We start from the raw sequence: 21,540 nt of genomic DNA on the forward strand, positions 1-21,540 counted from the left end.
TTATTAAAGTCATAACTCATCATTCATAACTCCTAACTCATAACTCTACTATTTCCGGTCTTCGGGATTGGCAGCAACCGCTGGGTCGGGTTCTGCTCTTAATACTGAGTTGGGGCCACCAGATAAGATTGGATTGGGATCGGATAAAGGTACACCTTCATTAGCATTTTCCAAACCGTAGTCGTAGGGGCCTGTAGCCAGCACTGGGGTTTGATCGAAATTTTCGATCGCAGGTGGTGAGGTTGTCATCCACTCTAAGGTAAGTGCCCTCCAGGGATTATTACCAGCTTTCTCGCCGTATAACCAACTCCAAATCGCATTGATGATGAAGGGAAATGTCGAAATTGCCAGTATGTAAGAACCATAGGTGCAAATTTCGTTTAGTGTGGTGAATTTGGGATCGTATTGAGCAATACGGCGATTCATGCCCATTAAACCCAGTTTGTGCATGGGTAAAAAGGTCATGTTTAGACCCACAATAGTCAGGGCAAAGTGAACCTTACCCCAAAATTCGTTTACCATCCGTCCCGTCATTTTCGGGAACCAATGGTAAATGGCTGCAAAAATCCCTAGAACGCTACCGCCAAATAGGACGTAGTGTAAGTGGGCAACCACAAAATAAGTATCGTGAACGTGAATATCAAAGGGCACTGCTGCCAACATCACGCCACTAATCCCGCCAATTACAAAAGTGCCAACAAAGCCGATGGCAAATAGCATGGCACTGTTAAGGCGGATTTTCCCACCCCACATCGTTGCTAACCAGCTAAATATTTTAATTCCTGTGGGTACGGCAATGATCATGGTGGTGATCATAAAGAACATCCGCAACCAACCGGGGATACCGCTGGTAAACATGTGGTGCGCCCAAACAATTAGCCCCAAAAAGCTAATGGCAAGAGACGAATAAGCGATCGCTTTATAGCCAAAAATCGGCTTGCGGGAATGGATGGGGATAATTTCTGAAATTGCGCCAAAGAAGGGCAAAATCATGATGTAAACCGCTGGGTGGGAGTAAAACCAAAACATGTGTTGGTATACTACCGGGTCGCCACCGCCAGTTGGGTTAAAAAATGTTGTCCCGGCAATTAAGTCAAAGGAAAGCAGAATCAGACCTGCTGCTAAGACTGGGGTTGATACCAAAACCAGTGATGAAGTGGCGAACATCGCCCAGCAGAACAAGGGCATTTTGTGTATGTCCATGCTGGGGATACGCATCTTGATCAATGTCACCAGGAAATTTATCGACCCCAAAATTGAGGACGTACCTAGCAGCAGGACACTCATAATCCAAATGCCTTCACCCACTTGTCCTGTCACCAAACTCAGGGGAGGATAGGAAGTCCAACCGGCATCCGGTGCATCGCCCACTACTAAACTGGCGATTAGCAACACACCCGCAGGGGGAATCATCCAAAAGGCAACAGCATTCAGCCGAGGAAATGCCATATCTTTTGCCCCAATCATCAGGGGAATTAGATAGTTAGCAAATCCTGCCCCGGCTGGCACGATCCAGAGGAAAATCATGATCGTGGCGTGCAATGTGAACAGACTATTGTAGACTTCCGGGGTAACAAAATCTACCTCTGGAGTTCGTAGTTCTGTACGAACCAAGTCAGCCATCACGCCGCCAATGCAGTAGAAAATAAACGAAGTGACTAGGTATTGAATCCCAATCACCTTATGATCGGTTTGAAAGCCAAAGAAGTCTTGCCATTTTCTAACCCCTGGTTCCTCAAGAAGGGCAGGGATATTGGCAGCTTCTTGCAACTGAGCTTGTGTCATAGTCGTTAGTTATCTTTTGTCATTTGTCTTTTGTCAGTTGTCCTTTGTCATTTGTCATTTGTCATTTATTTAGACCAATGACTAATGACTAATGACCAATGACCAATGACTAATGGTGAACTTGATGAAGGATTTCTGGCTTAATTCCCATGTCCTTGGTGTAAGGCGCGAGAAATTCATTTGGGGATAGATCGGCAGGGTTAACAGCGATCGCTTGATTTAGTGTTTCTTTGCTGGCAACTAGCTGTTCTTGTACCCATTTATCAAAGGCTTCTTGTGGCTCAACAACTACTGGCGCTCTCATTGCACCGTGGTAGGGGCCACAAAGTTCGGCACAGATCAGGACATAATCTCCTGCTTTTTTGGGGGTGAAGCGAATCTCGCTTTGCCTACCGGGGATCGCATCTTGTTTCAGGCGGAACTCTGGAACCCAGAAAGCATGAATGACATCGTTGGCTGTCATACTGATTTCCACTTCTCGCCCAATGGGGACGTGCATTTCACCTGTAGTTATACCAGTTTCAGGATAGGTGAAAATCCAGGCATATTGTAAACCAGTGACGTTGACCTGTAATTGTGCTGGTTTGCCTGCTTTATCAGGAGTTCCCCCAATTGTCGGAGCAACAATACCTACACCTGGAGCATTCCGCAGTTGAGGAATTTGGTCAGCATTGCGGACTTCTGCTGTAGCTGGATCTTGCATTGCCTCATCAGATTTTTCTTGATTGAGGTTGGGTTCAGTGCCAGGAGGTGTATCGCTTAAAGTTGCAGCGATCGCGGTTCCAGGCATTGCCATTGACTCCTGATTCATCATCGGTGCTTGATGGATAGCATGGGGATCAAAGCCACCGATTTCGTTGTACACATCAAAGCTGTAAACAGAAATACCGATAACGATAATTGCTGGGATCGCTGTCCAGAGAATTTCTAAAGGTACATTGCCCTCAACTGGTGGGCCGTCTTTATTGTCACCTGCACGCTGACGATATCTAAATGCAGAGTAAATTAAAATACCTTCAACAAGCAGAAATATCCCTGTAGAAACGATCATCATCGCGTTGAACAGACCATCCACCAAGACGGCTTCATCAGTGGCGGCTGCTGGCAACAGACCGTGATTTTGACCGTACCAAAGGCTGGCTAGCGTTAGCACGATGCCAATGAGTAATGTCCAGATGGAACTTGGAATCTTCACGGCTTACTTAATTGAATTTACTATGTTATCTCGAAGCTACTCACTTACTAAGGTAGTCTAGGCTGTCAGACATGGGGGACAAAGGTCTGAAATTTTTATTAATTTTTTTGGCTATTTTAGTAATCTTGAGTATGAGTCTAATATCATGCAACCCCCAAAATAGATGCAAATCAGTGAAAAAATTTAAGGAAAAATTTAGAATGCTTAAATTAATTGTCATTAATCAATTTCTGACATCTTGAAAAATACCTAAAGCTTCGGGCAAAACATTGCTGGAGTGATTCAAAGTATAAGTGAGTGCTAATCTATAAACCTTTAGCCTATACGCTAGGGTGAAGATGGGACACTAAAAGAAAATTGAAAATTTTAAGAGATCCACCAAGAGCGGGCAGAAGGTATCGTTCATGAGCGAATTTGTCCTACAACAACAAAATGAAGCGGTAGTTGAGCAGCAAAAGCCCAAGGAAATGATTCGGCGCTTGGTGTGGAAAATGTGCATAGCCACCTTAATTTTGATGGCCATAGGCAGTGCCACCCGCGTTATGAATGCTGGACTTGCTTGCCCAGACTGGCCCTTATGCTATGGCGAACTCGTGCCAGCCAAGCAAATGAATCTCCAAGTGTTTTTGGAGTGGTTTCACAGATTGGATGCAGCTTTAATTGGTGTAAGCGCGATCGCACTTTTTGGTTTGTCCTGGTGGCGTCGTCGCTTCTTACCCTCTTGGCTACCTTGGGCATCCACATTCGCCCTATTTCTCATCGTCTTCCAAGGCATCTTGGGGGGACTCACTGTTACCGAACTGTTGCGGTTTGATATCGTTACCGCCCATTTGGGAACGGCGCTGTTATTTTTTACCACCCTCCTGATTATCGGCACAGCACTCACACCATATCAGGGGAATGGAACCGTTGGTAAGTTGCCTTGGGTTGGTTTAACTGCCGCTGTTCTAGTTTACCTGCAAAGTATTCTAGGTGCTTTGGTAGGCTCTCGCTGGGCGCTACACCAATGCCTTGGCGGTTCTCAACTTTGTACTGTAATGTACAGTCATATTGCTGGTTTGGTGCCGCCAACAGTGGCAACCTTGGCAATGGTATTTATCTGTTGGCGGACACCAGCACTACATCCAGCCTTGCGGCGACTGGCAAATATGGCTGGTGCGTTGTTAACCTTACAAATCTTGTTGGGATTTGCCACTTTCAAATTACACCTCCAAGTCGAGCCTCTCACCGTCTCTCACCAAGCTATAGGAGCTACTTTACTAGGTACTTTGGTGGCTTTCACAGTTTTATCACTACGTGACTCAGTGAGTCCTGAGTCACGAGTGCTGAGTGCTGAGTAGGGAGTGGAGGAGATGAGGGAGCAGGAAAAGAACTCCTAACTCTTGTACAGGCGCGATTAATCGCGTCTCTACTCTTAACTCAGCCCTCAGTTTTCATTTGTCTGAAAGAGCCAGCTTGAGCGGGGGCTGCATATACAGCGGATTTCAAGGAAAGTGAAGTACACAAGCTTGCGTCTCAAAGCCAGGTATAAAGCCTGTTTTACTTCTGAATTCTGACTCACTTCTCTACGAGAGGCTGCGCCAACGACTACGCTCAGTGACCACCTGAATTCTGAATTCTGCTGTAAGTTGTTGAAAAATAAGGAATCAGAGCCAAAATGATTGAGACTAATGTCTCTCGCCACCACGAAACATTTTTACAGGTAGTTCAAAGCTACTACCAGCTAACCAAGCCTCGGATTATTCCGTTGCTTTTGATTACCACGGCTGGGAGTATGTGGATTGCTGCTAAGGGAGAAGTAGACCCATTGCTGTTGCTAGTAACTCTCACTGGTGGCACTTTGGCTGCTGCAAGCGCCCAGACGATTAACTGTGTCTATGACCGGGATATTGATTATGACATGGAGCGGACGCGCCATCGTCCGATACCTTCGGGTAAGGTGCAGCCACGCGATGCTCTAATTTTTGCGATCGCACTGGCGACAATTTCCTTTACACTCCTAGCAGTATTTGCCAACCTGTTAGCCGCTCTATTAGCATTCTCTGGCATCGTCTTTTATATTTTGGTCTATACCCACTGGCTAAAACGCCACACCACCCAGAATATCGTTGTTGGTGGGGCGGCTGGGGCAATTCCGGCGTTAGTGGGTTGGGCTGCTGTCACAGGTACTTTAAGCTGGTCAGCGTGGTTAATTTTTGCCATCGTCTTTTTGTGGACACCGCCCCATTTCTGGGCGCTAGCTCTAATGATTAAAGATGACTACGCAAAAGTTGGGATACCAATGTTACCTGTGATTGAAGGTACTACGGCAACTGTAAAGCAGATTTGGTATTACACGCTGGTGACAGTATTTGCAACCGTGTTGTTGTTTTATCCCTTGGGCGCAAGTGGAATTCTTTATGCTGCGATCGCCGTAAGTCTGGGAGGATTATTTATCCACAAATCTTGGCGGTTGTTGCAAAATCCAGAGGATCGCACTGTCGCTAGAGAGTTGTTTCTCTTTTCCATCTCCTACATGATGCTGTTGTGTCTGGGGATGGTAGTCGATAGCCTTCCCGTTACCCATAATTTAATTAGTGCGGTGAGTAATCATCTGCATTTTATTGGTTAGGGGATGGAAAATTTAGCGATCGCGTTTGGTAAAGGGGCGCGATCGCATTTTTGGAAGTTAAAAAATATACATAATAATTAGAGTTTCGTGTATTTGCGATGTCTACGATGGGCTACGCCTACACGAGTAAAGTTTCAGTCATAAGTGAATTTATTAAACATTAATTACACTTACCTATTTATCCATTTTTAATAGCTATGGAAAAATCAACGCAAGTAATTCGTCACGAGTGAAACCAGCATGAGCAGCAACATCTCTCAGTATGGCGTTAAGAGTACCAATTTTAATCGGGTCATGGGCGGGAACTGTGATATGATGCTCACCATTCTGTTGAGTAGTTAACCGAATATGACTGCCCTTTTGATGACTGACCTCGTATCCTAGACGAGCAAGAGCGTTAACTAATTCTGAACCAGATAAATCTCGTGGGAGCTTCAAGAAGCTATTACCTCATCACGTACTATGTGTAACCGAATAATTTTGGGACGGTTTTGTTCATTAGGAAAATGGCAGTGAACTGCATCACGAAGCATTTCGCGGAGTGTTTCTATATCGTCAGCTTGAGTAAAAATTGACTCGGTTAAAGCTCTAGCTGTATAACCACCATCAGGATCATCTTCAACGAGAAATACAATTTCAGTCATAGCTAATCTTTCCATAACTACTAAATTTTACAATCTACAAGACCTGACAAGGGAGAAAAAATCCTCCCAAGCGCAATTCTTTATGCTGCGATCGCTGTAATTCTGGGAGGATTATTTATCCACAAATCTTGGCGTTTGTTGCAAAATCCAGAGGATCGGGCTGTAGCTAAAGAGTTGTTTCTCTTTTCCATCTCCTACATGATGCTGTTGTGTCTGGGGATGGTAGTTGATAGTCTTCCCGTTACCCATAATCTAATTAATGCAGCGATCAATCAGTTGCATTTTATTGCTTAGGGGATGGAAAATTTAGCGATCGCGTTTGGTAAAGGGGCGCGATCGCATTTTCAGAAATTAAAAAAGAAAAATTTTATTAATCTTGACTAAGAGATCCCAATCGTTAAATGTTATATAACAGGATAGATTTATTCTGCTTTCTGCCATCCTTCAAAAACGGCTAGGATGATTTTAACTACAGGTTGACTTACTAGTATGTCTTCAAATGCTTGAGCAGCCCCTGCTTTCATCGCTCTGATTAGACGAGCTTGTAGAGTTTTATTTTTTTCTATTTCTTCAACAGCTTTAGTTGCAACTACCATTTTTTCGGCATTTGTTGTAGTTGGATAAGTCTGCTCAAGATTTTGAATAATTTGTTGAATTTCTGCTGCCGTTGAAGCGAGATTTTCCTTTTGTTGGGGCGTTTGGTCGGCAACTTTACTCCTAATTTGACTAGATTTAGCATTCTCTGTATTCATCAATACAATCTCATTTTCTTGAAAAGAACCATCTCTATATATTAAAATTTGGTCAGTCACGCCTTTAAGGCGTAACAGCGATCGCACTCTTGCTAATAGCTCATCTAAATCAATTGGTTTACGAATAAAATCATCGGCTCCAGTGTCTAGACCTTCTACAACGTTAGATTCAAGAAATGCTGAGATTAGTAGGATGGGAATATAAGGCAGAACATGGTTATTGCGGATGTGACGTGTAACCTCAAAACCATCCATTTCTGGCATTTTTACATCTAGAATAATCAAATCAGGTGGAGATTGTTCAATTTGTGCTAAAGCAGTTTTGCCATCTGCTGCTAAATTTATTTCATATCCTTCATCTTCTAAAATTGTACGAATTAAGATGAGATTATCTCGTACATCATCTACGACTAAAATGCGAGCATTGGTAGATTTTTGTGAATAAGTAATATTAGTTGGGGATTTAATAATATACCTATGTTCCTCAAGAAAACTAGCTATATCTTTAGGAATTAGCAGGTTTACTCCAGCAACATCTACTTGATACTCATCTAGACCAGATAAATTGCTAAATTCAGCAGATGCACTTTCTAAATTTCCACGAGCAAAATTTTGCATCCCACGACTATAAAAAAGTAACGGTTGAAAATCAACCAGTGGTTCTGCAAAAGTCTCTACCAGGGATGCCATGCGAACCCACTCTGCTTTTTCTGTAAATTTCAACTGTGAAAGAGTTAACGCTAATTCTCGTGCTGCTTCACTCGGTCGTGTATAAGCTAATGCTGTCCATTTCTGAGCCTGAGCAAAATCACGAATATCCGGGTCGTGGCTCTCAATTTGCTGCCGCACATAGGTAAGCAGAAAATCAGACAATTCATTAATCCGCTTTTCGCCAAAACGAGGATTCTCTTTTAACTCTCTCAACAGGGTATCTCGCACTGCTGCATCCATTTCGTATAGTTCATGCCCCACTTCATCGCAAAGGCTAGAAAGCAGCAGATCAGCCACAGCCAACCAGGGTATTTTCAACTCCTGCCTATGAATATCTCGTTGAAAATTTGCCCATAGCCGATAAAGCAAATCTGGGGTGAGGGCTAACGGAAAAGCAGCATGATAAGCAAAAGAGAGGTGCGCTTCCCCGAAACGTTGACCAAAAGACTCAATTCGACGACTAGCAACTTCTGGCTTCATGCTTTCTACCCTTGAAATACTTCCAGTTAAATTAATTACAGCCCCTGCCTCAATTGTGCATTGATTCCCCGACCACGTAAAACATCGATCGCACCATCAAAACCCTGTCGGCTAACTTCAAACATCGGCACTAAACGAGCAATTTCTCCTGCTGTTGTGCCAAACCAGCGCTCTGTTGCCATTGGATTCAGCCATGCAATATAACGCGATCGCTGTTTCAATTGGTCTAAAAATTTTTGGGTTAACTCCAGCCGTTCCAAACTAAAACCGCCCCGTGCTGCTCCCCCATCACTAAAAATTAATACAGCAGAACGCTCTGGGCGCAACTGAGCTAGAAAATCTGTCGCAGGTTCAGCTTTTTGGCGCGTCTGGTCATAGTAAAGATATTTAGTTGGGCAATTGTGAAAGTAGTAAATACTAGCTTTTCCTAAGCGTCCGCCTCGTAATGCTGTCTGGGCTAATCGCTGGGACAGTGCGTGAAAGGGAACCATTGACCCCTTGTGATCAATCAGCAACAGCAGTTCAGTTCTATTCACCCGACTGGGCATCAGTACAGGCTCTAGCAAAACTCCCTGCCGTACCACTTGCTCAATAGTTGCCTCTATGTCTAACTCTGTGGGCAAACCTTGGCGTACCATTCGGCGTAAATGCCGCCAGCTTTGTTTCATCTGCCGCCGCGTCACTGGAAAATACTCATCAGTTTCGGTAAAGCGATTAACAGTAATTTCCTCATTTTTTTGAGTAGTAATCTGTACTGCTTCAGCCACTTGCATCTCATCCTGTACTTCCATTAATTCCGATGAAACGGGTACAGTGGCAGGTGTTGTATTGAGCAAATCAGGTGAATAATTATCGTCGCTTTCTACCGCTTCTTGCATTCTGGAAGACGTTTTCTCTTCTTCTTTCCTGACAAAAGGTTTTACAGGATAAGGTTCTGTTATTACCTGTTGAAAGTGATAGTTGAACAGGTGTTCTTCATCCTGGGATTTTACCCACAAGGTACGGCACAGTTCTGCTAACGCTTCTTGGTTAGTCGTGCCAAAGCCTTCCTGTAAAGCTGTCAAAAAAAGGCGGTATTCATCGATACCCAAGGGCAAACCTGCCTCGCGCAGTTGTGTAAAAAGCTCAAGCAGTGGTAGTTCTTCGTAGAGAGCTTCTATCTTCATACTTCTGGCTGCGATCGCATCTGTTCACCATAACGGCGATAATCATCCCAACTCTTCAGCAACACCCCAGGATAGAGAAGTTCTGTTTTTAACTTGCTGAGAATTTGATCGTCTTGATGATGATTAAGAATCCGCACCCAATCCATCAGTTCGCTGGTACTGACCTTTTTTCCTGCTTCGCCCTTGTCCCGTCGCATCTCTTCGCGCAGTTCTAAAAAGCGGTCAATAATTGCGTCCACTAATTCCAAAGGTGAAACCGAAAACCGAGTTTTAACAATCTCGATTAACTGCTGACGTTCAGGGAATTTAACATAGTGAAATAAACAACGACGCAAGAAAGCATCAGGCAAGTCTTTCTCATCGTTACTGGTGATAAAAACAATTGGTGTTACTTTCGCTTGAATTTTCTTGAGCAGACTGTTTTGTTTTACTTCTGTGACTTCAAACCTTTGCTCATCAAGCTCTAACAGCAGATCGTTAGGAAAATCAATATCAGCTTTATCTATTTCATCAATCAAAACCACAGTTGGCTGCTCGTTGCGAAAGGCACGTCCTAACGGCCCCCATTCTACATAGGCATCAGCATTTTTTGCTTTGACTGCGGCTTCTTCATCGATTTTGGAAGCAGCAAGTTGAGCATCCCGCAATCTGCCAACGGCATCATAGGTGTAAAGACCATCCCGCGCTCGACTAGTAGATTTGATGTACCAAGCTTCATAAGGTAAACCCAATTCATAAGCCACAGCACGAGCCAATTTTGTCTTGCCGCATCCTGGTTCTCCCTTTAATAGTAAGGGGCGTTCCAGGGCGATCGCTAAATTCACAGCCTCTACCAATTTCTCACTAGGCAGGTAGGGATACAAGATTTGACCCGTCTCTGGGTCTTGCTCTCCTGGCTGGGGTTGAACCTTACCTATGTATTTCAGCCGCCTTCCGTCTAAAGTTCTAACCACCGGGTTTCTTCCTCCTGCCAGTTACAGCCACACAAACCAAAAATTTCAGCAAACACACGCTCTGGAATGCCTTCACTCTTCTCTAGAATCACCTGAACTGTATAGTCAATTTTTTTAGTCATCTGGATTGGTAGAACATCAATTGCATTTTCCATCCAGTTAACCAAGACTTGCTCAGATAAGGTGTCAATTATCGGTAGCCTAATGGGAATATGGGGTTTCCATACCAGATCGAGCCGATCTGCAAACTCAAGATTCCAAGTGTTGACACAACCATCTTGGTCAAGCAAAAACATCAGTAGAAAAAATTCGTTGCTTGAGCAAATTGTCTGTGGGGTTGAATTTACCAGAGGCAACCAAAAATCATGGATTAATTCGTACAGATAGGTTTCATCAATGCAATCGAGATCGTGAAATACTAGGATGATATGTTGAGTTTTTAATTGAGCTACGACATTCCTGGCAATCTCTTCATGGGATGAAAAATCTTGTACTCCAATCCGACGACCCAACTCTCTCCATAAGGCTGCAATATCAGTCCTAAGTGCCCGGCGTGAGAGATAAAATGTGATTGGGGGAGTTACTGTGCTTTCAGGAATTTTCTGTAACAAACGCTTCAGTAACCAGATTTGACCATATTCTGGCGAACCATGAACTAAGAAAGCTCCTATACGTTTTTCTGTAATAAATTCTCGGAATAACTGTACCTGTGCTATGTAGTTGAGGCGAAATAGTTCACTGTGTATTGGCTCACTCTTGCAAGACCTCTCAATAACCTGAATCTGCTTCAGGAGGCGATCGCGTTCTTTCTCAACCCGCTCAATTTCTTTGTCTAGCTGAAAAGCTACTGAAGCCCCCGCTTCAATGGCGTGTTGATTCCGCAACAACTTAATCTTTTCGCTAAATGCATCGTAGTGTTGTTGAAGTTCTTCCCGTTTTTGCTGTAAATGCCGAACTGAAGACATCTGTGAGGTTTTAATACCCAACTATTGAGATATTACTATTTTTATTGCAGGCTGTTTTCTAGCTGCTCAATCCGTTGAGTAAGTTGTGTTCTTTCAGCTTCAGCATTTTCAATTTGCTTTTCTAACTGAAACTTGACGACAGTGCCAGATTCTATCACTAAATCCAACCGTAGGCGGCTCAACTTCTGACTTAATAAATCATACTGTTGCTGGAGGCTTTCGATTTCTTGTAAAGTTCGCTGCCTTTGCCCCAGATTTAAACTAGTTGACTGTGCATTTGCTACTCCAGTTAATTTGTTTGAGGCTACCTCGTGTACCTCTGAGACTGGAGACACTGAGTTTTGTTTGGTGTACAGAACTGGAGTCAAATGTTCTGCAATGCCTTGCAATCTAATTTCGACACAACCGAACTTGTAAGCTTGATCTATCGTCCGCCTTGCTGCCAATGCTTTGTAAAAACCAACAGCAAAAGCGATCGCGGCTTGATCTCCAATTGCTTTATTCATGCCAATCACAAAGGGAATATGTTCTGCGATCGCTTTTGCTTGAGCTTCGGAATAGCACGCATTTAACACCACACAATTTATTTGCTCGGCTACTAGTTCAAATAACGCCGCTAGAGCATCGGGTTGTACAGGTTGGTATTTTCCCAGTAAATCTTCAAAACAAAGCTCACCTGTACTGGTTCCATGTCCAGAAAAATGCACAATCTGCGGCTCAACATCGAATATTGCTTGGCTGATATCTCCCGGACGTACAGATTCACGCGAGTCTAGAATAAATCTGTCTCGCTCTTTTGCTAGTTGCAGTTTTTCACGAATATCACGCAACTCTTGCCCCAAGCGCAATCGTGCAGCATCACTGGGATCTGCTGCCAGAAACAGAATTTTGATTTGACCATTACTACTCATTTAGATGAGCAACCCAGAGTATGATTTTTGACTAAGTTCATTTTTACATAAGTCAAGACCATAATTGTTGCACTTTTGCCGATGTTCCTATTAAAAACAGAAAAATCTGGCATTTAAGTTGAGAAATACTCAGAAAACAACCAAATAATTAATCTAGTTTCCAGGAGATAAACAATTTGTCATTAGGGTTAAAGGGATTTGAATAACTGGAATTAGAACAGTAAAGTATATTTGGGAATAAGCTGATGGTGTCTATTAAGTTTTCCCATTTTCTGCTGACTGGGTTTCACGAGTCTTTATATTTTTGAGCAGATTTGCTTCTCGTGGCGGCTACAGTCTCAAGTCACTTTTGCTAGCGTAGTGATATGAGGTTTATCGCTCCCCCAGTAAGTGGCTGGAAGCAAAAGGATTATATATGGCTCATTTAAATCAGCGTCGTCCCCAAAATGTCAACGGCGATTTTTATGTAGATACTACCTGTATTGATTGTGATACCTGTCGCTGGATGGTTCCTGAAGTATTTTATGATGTTGATGACCAATCGGCTGTTTATCATCAACCAACGAATGAGGTGGAAAGATTAGCTGCACTGCAAGCACTTTTAGCTTGTCCTACCAGTTCCATTGGCACAGTTGAAAAGCCAAAAGATATCAAAGCTGTTCAACAAAGTTTTCCAATATTAGTAACAGAAAATATTTACCACTGCGGCTATCATTCTGAAAAATCTTACGGTGCTGCTAGCTATTTAATTCAACTTCCAGAAGGTAACATTTTGGTGGATTCTCCCCGGTTTACGCCGCCTTTAGTCAAGCGCTTAGAAGAACTGGGGCCAATTCGTTATATGTACCTAACTCATAAGGATGATGTAGCAGATCATCAAAAGTTTGCCGAGCATTTTAAGTGCGATCGCATCCTCCACACTGATGATATTACTGCCGATACTCGCAATGTTGAAATACAGCTAACTGGTTCTGAACCATTCACTTTGACACCAGATTTATTAATTATCCCAGTTCCCGGTCACACCAAAGGACAAACTGTCCTACTCTACAAAAATAAGTTTCTATTCACTGGCGATCATCTCGCTTGGTCAGAAAGCTTGCACCAACTGACTGCATTCCACGGTGCCTGCTGGTATTCTTGGTCAGAACAGACTAAATCAATGCGTAACTTGGCTAATTACTCTTTTGAGTGGGTACTACCAGGACATGGGCGAAGGTTTCATGCCGATCGGGAAACTATGCGCCAGCAGATGCACAAGTGTATTGAGTGGATGGAATCTTTGAATTGACCAAATAATTATGAATTATTTGGTTCTCTGAAAAAGGCTGAAAAAACTTAACCCCCTAAGACAAAAAAACACCAGCTTTTACACTGGTATTTTTTTGTTCTTGTTAGAAAGAGATTATTTTAGTGTGTAATAACTTTCTTAAAGCTTCTCTTCTATAAAGCCCCGTCTTTAAGGTCTTGTAATTTTTGTTTCATCTCAGGAGTAGTGAAATCACTAGAATTAAGACTTTGAACGGCGCTTGTTAAGTCATCAACAGTATTTTTAGTGGCAGTTTCCTTTCCTAGATTTTGATCAACCCATCCTTTTGCGACTTGGCTCAATTTTTGAAATTTTCCCACTAAGTCTAAATCGTTAATTTTTCTTGCAAGGTCTATACCTTTATTAGCATAGTCAAAAACCTCTACCCAAGTTAAATTCCTTCCTTGAGCAAGATATTGAACATTTGTACTATTGTTTCCGTAGGACGGAGAAACATTCCCAGCAACAGTTATCGTCGCAGTTGTAACAGCCAAAAGACCAGCCAAAACACGTTGATTCAACATCTAATTTTTCCTAGTCTAGGTTTGTAAGAACAATAGTTAATACACAGAAATTTTTATCAATTTCAGAAAAAAATTTTACTTATTTATGTTTTAGTTACTATCAAAAATTGCCAATATAGTAGTTTTTCAACTCAGTATTAACTATCTATTAGCTTGATTGTACTGACAATGACGTAAAAATGAATTGTATACTTTGATTATATGTGTTATTCCAAGTTCAGTATTTTTGTCATCATTTTTTTACCAATGAAGCAATTTCAAGTTCTAGACAATGCTGATTCGATAACCGTAGACCCTCATAAATCTGGCTATATTCCTTATCCAACTGGAGCTATATGCTACCGCAACTCCGCAATGCAGGATTTGGTAAAACTTACTGCTTCTGTTGTCTACTAATGCTAAACCCTTCCCGAAGCTCTGAGAGAGAAAATTCAAAGTCTCTCTCCTTTTAGGAGAGAGATTTAGAGAGAGGTCAAACTGTATTGCATAGAAACGAGAAGCGCTATAACCTGAGTTTTAGCACCTTTTATAACCAAACACGGATTATGAAAAAGCTGATCAACAAGCCAGAAGACTTTGTGCGGGAAAGTCTAGAAGGTATGGCGGCGGCTCATTCCGATTTAATTAAACTGAATTACGATCCGACTTTTGTCTATCGAGCCAATGCACCTATTCCGGGTAAAGTAGCAATTATTTCAGGTGGTGGCAGTGGACATGAACCAATGCACGCTGGCTTTGTGGGCAAAGGAATGCTTGATGCAGCTTGTCCTGGTGAGGTTTTCACTTCACCTACTCCAGACCAAATGCTAGAAGCAGCCAAACAAGTAGATGGAGGCTCTGGTATCCTTTATATCGTCAAAAATTACAGTGGCGATGTGATGAACTTTGAAATGGCAACAGAGTTAGCCCGTAGTGAAGGCATTCGATCGCTAAATATTTTGATTGATGATGATGTAGCAGTGAAGGATAGCCTCTATACCCAAGGACGCCGGGGTGTGGGAACAACAATACTGGCGGAAAAAATTTGTGGCGCGGCGGCTGAGGCTGGGTATGATTTGCCACAAATAGCAAATTTATGTCGCCGAGTAAATCTGAATGGGCGGAGTATGGGAATTGCTCTAACATCTTGTACAGTGCCAGCTAATGGAACACCGACATTTGAATTGAGCGATCGCGAAATTGAATTAGGTATCGGTATTCACGGTGAGCCAGGAATAGAACGTACAGCCATCAAATCAGTAGACGAAATTACCGAAATTTTGACGCGATCGCTCCTTGAAGACACAGCATACAGCCGCACACTGCGCGAGTGGGATGAAGATAAAGGAGAATGGGTAGATGTAGAACTAACAAATCTCCCATTTGCCAAAGGCGATCGCTTATTAGCTTTTGTCAATAGTATGGGTGGAACTCCGATTTCCGAACTGTATATTGTTTACCGTAAACTCGCCCAAATCTGCGAACAGCAAGGATTTCAAATCGTGCGAAACTTGATAGGCCCTTACATCACATCTCTAGAAATGCAAGGTTGCTCCATTACCCTGTTGAAATTAGATGATGAGATGATCCGCCTATGGGATGCACCAGTAAAAACAGCAAGTTGGCGCTGGGGAAATTAACTAATTACGAATTATTATGGTAACTCAAGCGCAGATATTGCAATGGTTGCAGGCTTATGCAACGGATATAGAGCAGAATAAAACATATTTGACAGAATTAGATGCTGCGATCGGAGATGCTGACCACGGGATCAATATGGATCGCGGCTTCAAAAAGGTAAGCGCTCAGTTACCAACTCTTACAGACAAGGACATCAGCAGCATTCTCAAAGCTGTGAGTATGACCTTAATTTCTTCTATTGGCGGTGCTAGTGGCCCTCTTTATGGTACTTGGTTCTTACGAGCCAGTACAGCAGTAGTTGGTAAGCAAGAATTAACAGAACAAGATGTTTTAGGACTACTCCAAGCAGGCTTAGACGGGGTGCTACAACGTGGTAAAGCGCAACTAGGAGACAAAACGATGGTGGATGTGCTGTCTCCATCTGTAGCCGCTTTTGGGCAAGCTGTAGAAGAAAGTAAGGGAACACTGGAAGCTATGCAACAGGCTGTAGTAGCAGCTCAAAAAGGGTTGCAGGAAACTATACCAATGCAAGCGAAAAAGGGACGGGCTAGCTACCTGGGGGAACGGAGTATCGGACATCCAGATCCAGGAGGGACTTCTGCTTATTTGATGTTGAAAAGTTTGTTAGGGGTATTGGAAACCTAAAAATTGCAACTTATCTAATTATCTGATTCACAACAGATGTACTTTGAATACGCCATTTAGCTCGTTGTCGAATCAAATCATACCGAACTCGCAAATTATCGTTAGAAGAGTTTTTATACTGACCATTTTCATATAACTGCGTCGCTTCCTTCACTGTAGCTACTACTGCGGCACGATCTGCGAACAAATCAATTTTCTCTACAGATTCCACCTTTACGCTATGGTCGTACTTGCGGTAGCGGTTGTCAGACCTAGCCTGTTGAGCGATCGCCCGCCATTGAGACAAAGCCGAACCAGTTAGAATCTGCTCTAAATTATTAATCTCATGATTCGGCCCTAAAGCTTCGGCTTTAGTAGATAGCCAAGTGCGAATGATTTGCTCTGCCGCTGCATCTGTTAAAGGGCCATCTAATCCTTCTGGTGGACTATTTGGAGGGGGAATAGATATTGGTGGTTGATTTATTTGTACAAACAACTGTGAAGGAGGTGCAGGTCGTGTCGGAAAAAACAGATTTTTTAACCATCCAAAAGTTGTTGTGGCTAACACCCAGAAAACTAAAATACTCACTAAAGAAATAAACACTCTCCATACCAGCCGTGTTTTCCCTTCAATGGTGTTAGCAAAAGTTCGCCGCCGCCGAGGACGACGAGAATGGGGACGATTATCCGGTACACGCTCCCGGATATTAGATGGAGTAGGTTTTCTCCGCCGACGCTTTTGATTATGAACAGGTGTAGCACTTTTAGCTGAACCGTTCAAATTCTGATTAGTGCCTCTGCTCGTTCGTTCAGCAGCAGGAACCTCTGATTTTACACTTCCAGATGAATTCCACATCGGTGGTGAGAAGTTTAAATGTTCTGGTGTTTCTGGTAAATCTAGGTTAGGTGTTCTGCTATGGTTAAATTGCTTTGAAGTCCTAGTCGAATTTTTAGGGAAAGGCGAATTATTTGTCTGTGGCTGGGGAAAATTTTGGGGGTTAATTACAGCCCACTCATTAGTTGTTTCTGCATCCGTTGGCAGTGCTTCTAAATAAGCTTGTACCTGTGGGTTAGCAAAGTAATCTTTTAGAAAAGCTTGCTGGTTTGCTAAATCTCGAAAATGGGGAAATACTTCGTGTTGCAACCACTGTTCTGCATATAGACACAGCCCTGGTAACAAATCTGGAGAGTCTTGAGATTTTTCTCTAATAAAAGCTAAAGCTTCATACTCCTGACTAAGTTCTAAAACCCGAGTCGCTTCTTCAGTTTGTCCCAAAAGTAAAGCACATAGCGACTGTTCTAAATGTACATCTTGACGCTTACCCAGACGTATGAGCATTTGCCTTGCTTGACGAATTAAAGCCGGTTGCCGTTGAGCAAATCCCCGTGCTATCAAAGCATAAACAGCTAAGTAAGTGGCAACAGCAGAATTACGTTTGCTTTGGGCTTCAAATAACTTGTGCTGTTCGGCGACTGTTAAGTGGTTGCGTAACTGCTGGATAAACCGGAGAAAGTCATCTATATTTAAACCAGAGTCATCATTGTTCGTGCCATCAATTCCGCCACGATCTTCTAAGAGGTTTTGTAATAATTCTAAACCTTGGCTTCGTTCGGCAGTCTTCTCTTGAGGTAGTGCCAACAACTCCAAAATTCGATATGGTCGCAATTTATAAAGATCCGCCTGAATTTCTGCCTGGACACTGGCGAACAATCCTTCGCGTACTAACAGTTCTTGACCAGTTTCTAGGGATATGGCGGCATTTTCATAGTGACCTTGTTGCCACTGTTCGCGACCTAATTCTAGACAAGCAAGGGCAACAGTGAGAACGACATCAGGATGTTCAGCACTTTCGTGTATTTCTTCGTCTGCTAAATTATTGCCCTTTCTTGCACTTGTAGCACCATTTTTATTTACCAGGTACGGGCGACCTAGTTTTAATACAAGTTCGTATTCCCCCAACTCCTGCAAAATTAATAAAGCGCCAACCAACTCGTCTTGAGTAATTTCGATACCCAAACTCTGGATATCACTACCCCTTTTGGTGCTTTCTGGACGATTTTCCAGTGCTACTGCGGCAGCAGCAAGGTTATCAGGGTCATAGGCGTGAGCAAGATAAAGCTGATCGTAGGTACTGCGTTGTTTTGGATCTGATAAAACCACGTAAGCTTCTTCTATGAGTTGTTTACGAGAAGAAATTGCTGCCTGAGAATACTCACGTCGCGGCAATTGTACAATGCGATCGCTGTATGCCTGTCGCAATTGTTCTTCACTTGCCGCTAACGGTAGTCCTAAAATTCGGTAGTAATCTAGCGGAATTCGCACAGCCTACTTCCCCTGCACCGTGATCAACATAATTCACCTAGAGCTTTCCAGGCCTGTAAAACCGTGCCATAAAAATGCCGTATAGAATTTACTCTACAAGTGTATATTGCAACAACTTGTTTTGTACCTTCCCGAAATTTTGAGTCACATTCTAGTACTAATTTTTTGCTTTCGCCTAGAAAGCCTCAATTGTTTGTTTTAATTCTTAGTATTTTTGTTTAACACAACTATTATCAGCCTTCGATACCACAAACCACAACTACCGCTTTTAATCACGGCATAATTGTTGTGGCTGGAAGAATCTATTGATGATTGATTTTTTTGGGACTTTCCCACTAGATCGGTAACAAAAATACCACTATTGGGGATTTACCCTGATAACAAGAGAATGAAACTATATCATAATTTACTTTTAATTACAATTACCTATTTGGGTATTATAGGTTTTTGCCTCCTTTTTTTTTAAATTGTTAATGGATATGCAGAAAGCAGTCTATCTTGATTGCTAGTCTATGAAGGGGAATATTCGGGAGTGCTGAGTTTTGAGTGCTGAGTTCTGAGTAAGAAGTAATGAGTAAGACGTAGTACTTGTGAATCTTTTCCTAAGTACTCACTACTCGTAACTGATTTGATGCCTAATCGGTCTAATTTTACTTTTTACTCAGCACGGGCTAAACGCCCCGCTTCCGCTAACGGTACTCAGCACTGTTTTGGTGAGAGAGAAAAACCCAAAGCGGTAAATATTGCCGTTAGAGTCAAATCCTCACGGGGCATCAGCTGAAAAGTTAAAAATCAAAAATTAAAAATTCAGCTATTCCCTAAGACCCTTTTTTGGTGCATAAATAAAGTTTGTTGAGTCTTACAAACGCTAGCCTGTTAAAAGCTGAGGTGTTATCAGACCAACTTATTTAAGACCGTAACTTTAAGTTGTACAACAGGGATACTCAAAAATAATGGTTCAAGAGCGTACTTTACCCACATTTAATCCTGCTACTACGCATATTACAAAAGAAGAAGGGTTACGGTTGTATGAGGACATGGTATTAGGGCGCTTGTTTGAAGACAAGTGTGCTGAAATGTACTACAGGGGCAAAATGTTTGGTTTTGTCCATTTGTACAACGGTCAAGAAGCCGTTTGCAGTGGTGTTGTCCAGTCAATGCGACCGGGTGAAGATTACGTTTGTAGTACTTACCGCGACCACGTTCATGCTCTGAGTGCGGGAGTACCAGCAAGGGAGGTAATGGCAGAATTATTTGGCAAAGCCACAGGTTGCAGCAAAGGGCGCGGTGGTTCTATGCACATGTTTTCTGCCGAACATCGCTTGCTGGGTGGCTATGCTTTTGTGGCTGAGGGAATTCCTGTAGCAGCTGGAGCGGCTTTTCAAAGCAAATACCGCCGCGAAGTGCTGGGAGATAAAAACGCTGACCAAGTGACAGCTTGCTTTTTTGGCGATGGTGCTGCTAATAATGGCCAGTTTTTCGAGACGTTAAATATGGCAGCCCTATGGAAACTGCCAATTCTGTTTGTGGTCGAAAATAATAAGTGGGCCATTGGGATGTCTCACGAACGAGCGACTTCCCAGCCAGAGATTTATAAAAAAGCCAGTGTGTTTAACATGGTGGGCGTGGAAGTAGATGGCATGGATGTACTAGCAGTCCGAGCCGTGGCTCAAGAAGCTGTAGCCCGTGCCCGCGCAGGTGAAGGGCCAACATTAATTGAGGCGCTTACCTACCGCTTCCGGGGTCACTCTTTGGCTGACCCAGATGAAATGCGAAGCAAGGCAGAGAAAGAATTTTGGTTCGCCCGTGACCCAATTAAAAAGTTGGCAGCTTATTTGCTGGAGCAAAATCTGGCGGATGAGGGAGAAATTAAAGCAATTGACCGTAAAATTCAGGATGTAATCGACGAGGCCGTTAAATTCGCCGAAAGCAGCCCTGAACCAGACCCCAGCGAGTTATATCGTTTCGTGTTTGCAGAAGACGAATAAATAGTGCTGAGTTATGAGTGCTGAGTGCTGAGTGCTTTTTATTCTACTCAGGACTCAGCACTAGGTACTCAGCACTCCACCTTACCCAGGACTAAAATTTGTGTTTAGCATTGCAGTTCAAAAGCAACAATACAAGACCTATATTCTTTCGGACGAAGCCGCTGGTTCTCAGTTGGAAGTCGTACCCGAACGCGGCGGTATCATCACCCGTTGGCGCATTCAAGGGCAAGAAATTTTCTACCTGGATACTGAACGCTTTACTCACCCTGAGTTGAGTGTCAGAGGTGGCAATCCCATTTTGTTTCCTATTTGTGGCAATCTACCAGATAATACTTACACTCATAACGGTCAAAAATATACTCTCAAGCAACACGGTTTTGCTCGTGAATTGCCGTGGTCAGCAACAGAACAAGAAACTAAAGATAAAGCTAGCCTCACTGTCGTTCTAAATAGCAACGAGCAAACCAAGACTGTTTATCCTTTTGATTTTCAACTAGCTTTCACCTACGAACTTCAAGGTAATATCCTAGAAGTCCGTCAGCAGTATAAAAACTTGTCATCTACATCAATGCCCTTTTCGGCTGGTTTCCATCCTTACTTTTTGTGTGGTGATAAAACTCAGCTAGAGTTGGAAATTCCTTCTAAGCAGTATCAAGACAATCAAACTAAGGAAATTCACTCTTTTGACGGCAATTTTGACTTTAGCCGTGATGAAATTGATTTTGCCTTTGGACAGCTAACGAGTCAATCAGCCACCGCGATAGATCGTAGTCGGAAGTTAAAACTCACGTTGGATTATGATGATTTCTCTACCTATTTGGTATTTTGGACAGTCAAAGGCAAAGAATTCTACTGTCTAGAACCTTGGAGTGCGACTCGTAACTCTCTCAATACTGGTGATAACCTGACTGTATTAGCGCCAGGAGCTAGCCACACAGCATCTGTAAGGTTGACGGCTAATTTTTTCTAAACCCCTTTA

The 21,540-nt window shown here is 42.9% G+C and carries 18 protein-coding genes and 2 pseudogenes; 9 read left to right on the top strand and 11 right to left on the bottom strand.

All coding sequences use genetic code 11. The features are described from left to right. Nucleotides 1-48: 48 nt before the first annotated feature. Both ctaD and V7K61_RS20210 read right to left on the bottom strand, forming a co-directional pair. On the bottom strand, nucleotides 49-1,785 hold the full coding sequence (gene ctaD / locus V7K61_RS20205) for a cytochrome c oxidase subunit I (RefSeq protein ID WP_335055972.1): 1,737 nt from the start codon (nucleotides 1,783-1,785) through the stop codon (nucleotides 49-51). Nucleotides 1,786-1,894: 109 nt separating this feature from the next. Beyond that, nucleotides 1,895-2,980, bottom strand: coding sequence for a cytochrome c oxidase subunit II (locus V7K61_RS20210; RefSeq protein ID WP_335055974.1), 1,086 nt, complete (start codon nucleotides 2,978-2,980; stop codon nucleotides 1,895-1,897). 404 nt (nucleotides 2,981-3,384) lie between these two features. Here V7K61_RS20210 and V7K61_RS20215 point away from each other — a divergent pair, with 404 nt between their 5' ends. Together V7K61_RS20215 and V7K61_RS20220 are read left to right on the top strand one after the other, a co-directional pair. Continuing rightward, the gene (locus V7K61_RS20215; RefSeq protein WP_335055976.1) at nucleotides 3,385-4,320 is read left to right on the top strand and encodes a COX15/CtaA family protein; all 936 of its coding nucleotides are present in this window, start codon (nucleotides 3,385-3,387) and stop codon (nucleotides 4,318-4,320) included. A 317-nt stretch (nucleotides 4,321-4,637) separates the two neighbouring features. Continuing rightward, a complete protein-coding gene (locus V7K61_RS20220; RefSeq protein WP_335055978.1) occupies nucleotides 4,638-5,591 on the top strand; it encodes a heme o synthase in 954 nt (317 codons plus the stop codon). Nucleotides 5,592-5,786: 195 nt separating this feature from the next. Here the strand turns inward: V7K61_RS20220 and V7K61_RS20225 are convergent, their stop codons facing one another. Together V7K61_RS20225 and V7K61_RS20230 are read right to left on the bottom strand one after the other, a co-directional pair. Further along, complete coding sequence (locus tag V7K61_RS20225) at nucleotides 5,787-6,029, bottom strand: type II toxin-antitoxin system HicA family toxin (protein WP_069071817.1); 243 nt, start codon at nucleotides 6,027-6,029, stop codon at nucleotides 5,787-5,789. After that, entirely contained in the window at nucleotides 6,026-6,235 is a 210-nt protein-coding gene (locus V7K61_RS20230; RefSeq protein ID WP_069071816.1) for a 2-oxoisovalerate dehydrogenase E1 subunit beta, read from the bottom strand. The genes V7K61_RS20225 and V7K61_RS20230 overlap by 4 nt, the downstream gene beginning before the upstream one ends. Before the next feature lie 69 nt (nucleotides 6,236-6,304). Between V7K61_RS20230 and V7K61_RS20235 the strand changes: the two are divergent. Continuing rightward, a pseudogene (locus tag V7K61_RS20235) lies at nucleotides 6,305-6,529 on the top strand (heme o synthase); the annotation flags it as partial. A gap of 506 nt (nucleotides 6,530-7,035) precedes the next feature. On the opposite strand, the pseudogene V7K61_RS20240 reads toward V7K61_RS20235, so the two are convergent. From V7K61_RS20240 to V7K61_RS20260, 5 genes and pseudogenes are all read right to left on the bottom strand, one after another. Continuing rightward, nucleotides 7,036-7,437, bottom strand: a pseudogene (locus V7K61_RS20240) (response regulator); the annotation flags it as partial. Between the two features lie 776 nt (nucleotides 7,438-8,213). Continuing rightward, nucleotides 8,214-9,344 carry a hypothetical protein gene (locus V7K61_RS20245; protein ID WP_335055981.1) on the bottom strand — a complete coding sequence of 377 codons (1,131 nt, stop codon included), beginning with the start codon at nucleotides 9,342-9,344 and terminating at the stop codon, nucleotides 8,214-8,216. Beyond that, nucleotides 9,341-10,297 carry an AAA family ATPase gene (locus V7K61_RS20250; protein WP_335055983.1) on the bottom strand — a complete coding sequence of 319 codons (957 nt, stop codon included), beginning with the start codon at nucleotides 10,295-10,297 and terminating at the stop codon, nucleotides 9,341-9,343. Before V7K61_RS20250 ends, V7K61_RS20245 begins: the two co-directional genes overlap by 4 nt. Beyond that, nucleotides 10,282-11,262, bottom strand: coding sequence for a hypothetical protein (locus V7K61_RS20255; protein ID WP_335055985.1), 981 nt, complete (start codon nucleotides 11,260-11,262; stop codon nucleotides 10,282-10,284). The genes V7K61_RS20250 and V7K61_RS20255 overlap by 16 nt, the downstream gene beginning before the upstream one ends. Before the next feature lie 41 nt (nucleotides 11,263-11,303). Beyond that, nucleotides 11,304-12,173 carry a CHAT domain-containing protein gene (locus V7K61_RS20260; RefSeq protein WP_335055987.1) on the bottom strand — a complete coding sequence of 290 codons (870 nt, stop codon included), beginning with the start codon at nucleotides 12,171-12,173 and terminating at the stop codon, nucleotides 11,304-11,306. A gap of 415 nt (nucleotides 12,174-12,588) precedes the next feature. Between V7K61_RS20260 and V7K61_RS20265 the strand changes: the two genes are divergently transcribed. After that, nucleotides 12,589-13,464, top strand: coding sequence for an MBL fold metallo-hydrolase (locus V7K61_RS20265; RefSeq protein WP_335055989.1), 876 nt, complete (start codon nucleotides 12,589-12,591; stop codon nucleotides 13,462-13,464). Between the two features lie 152 nt (nucleotides 13,465-13,616). Here V7K61_RS20265 and V7K61_RS20270 read toward each other — a convergent pair whose 3' ends face one another. Next, on the bottom strand, nucleotides 13,617-14,006 hold the full coding sequence (locus V7K61_RS20270) for a hypothetical protein (protein ID WP_335055991.1): 390 nt from the start codon (nucleotides 14,004-14,006) through the stop codon (nucleotides 13,617-13,619). A 246-nt stretch (nucleotides 14,007-14,252) separates the two neighbouring features. Between V7K61_RS20270 and V7K61_RS20275 the strand changes: the two genes are divergently transcribed. The 3 genes from V7K61_RS20275 to dhaL all read left to right on the top strand — a co-directional run bounded on the left by V7K61_RS20275 (nucleotide 14,253) and on the right by dhaL (nucleotide 16,271). Continuing rightward, nucleotides 14,253-14,402 carry a hypothetical protein gene (locus V7K61_RS20275; RefSeq protein ID WP_335055993.1) on the top strand — a complete coding sequence of 50 codons (150 nt, stop codon included), beginning with the start codon at nucleotides 14,253-14,255 and terminating at the stop codon, nucleotides 14,400-14,402. Between the two features lie 149 nt (nucleotides 14,403-14,551). Further along, the gene (gene dhaK / locus V7K61_RS20280; protein WP_335055995.1) at nucleotides 14,552-15,625 is read left to right on the top strand and encodes a dihydroxyacetone kinase subunit DhaK; all 1,074 of its coding nucleotides are present in this window, start codon (nucleotides 14,552-14,554) and stop codon (nucleotides 15,623-15,625) included. A 16-nt stretch (nucleotides 15,626-15,641) separates the two neighbouring features. Then, a complete protein-coding gene (gene dhaL, locus V7K61_RS20285; RefSeq protein WP_335055997.1) occupies nucleotides 15,642-16,271 on the top strand; it encodes a dihydroxyacetone kinase subunit DhaL in 630 nt (209 codons plus the stop codon). A gap of 10 nt (nucleotides 16,272-16,281) precedes the next feature. Here dhaL and V7K61_RS20290 read toward each other — a convergent pair whose 3' ends face one another. Further along, nucleotides 16,282-18,573: an IMS domain-containing protein gene (locus V7K61_RS20290; protein ID WP_335055999.1), complete on the bottom strand. Its 2,292-nt coding sequence runs from the start codon at nucleotides 18,571-18,573 to the stop codon at nucleotides 16,282-16,284. A gap of 953 nt (nucleotides 18,574-19,526) precedes the next feature. Between V7K61_RS20290 and pdhA the strand changes: the two genes are divergently transcribed. Both pdhA and V7K61_RS20300 read left to right on the top strand, forming a co-directional pair. After that, nucleotides 19,527-20,561 carry a pyruvate dehydrogenase (acetyl-transferring) E1 component subunit alpha gene (gene pdhA / locus V7K61_RS20295; protein ID WP_190940265.1) on the top strand — a complete coding sequence of 345 codons (1,035 nt, stop codon included), beginning with the start codon at nucleotides 19,527-19,529 and terminating at the stop codon, nucleotides 20,559-20,561. Between the two features lie 100 nt (nucleotides 20,562-20,661). After that, a complete protein-coding gene (locus V7K61_RS20300; protein WP_335056001.1) occupies nucleotides 20,662-21,531 on the top strand; it encodes an aldose epimerase family protein in 870 nt (289 codons plus the stop codon). The last annotated feature ends 9 nt before the right edge of the window (nucleotides 21,532-21,540 follow it).

Source organism: Nostoc sp. (assembly GCF_036918015.1).
Lineage (GTDB): Bacteria > Cyanobacteriota > Cyanobacteriia > Cyanobacteriales > Nostocaceae > Nostoc.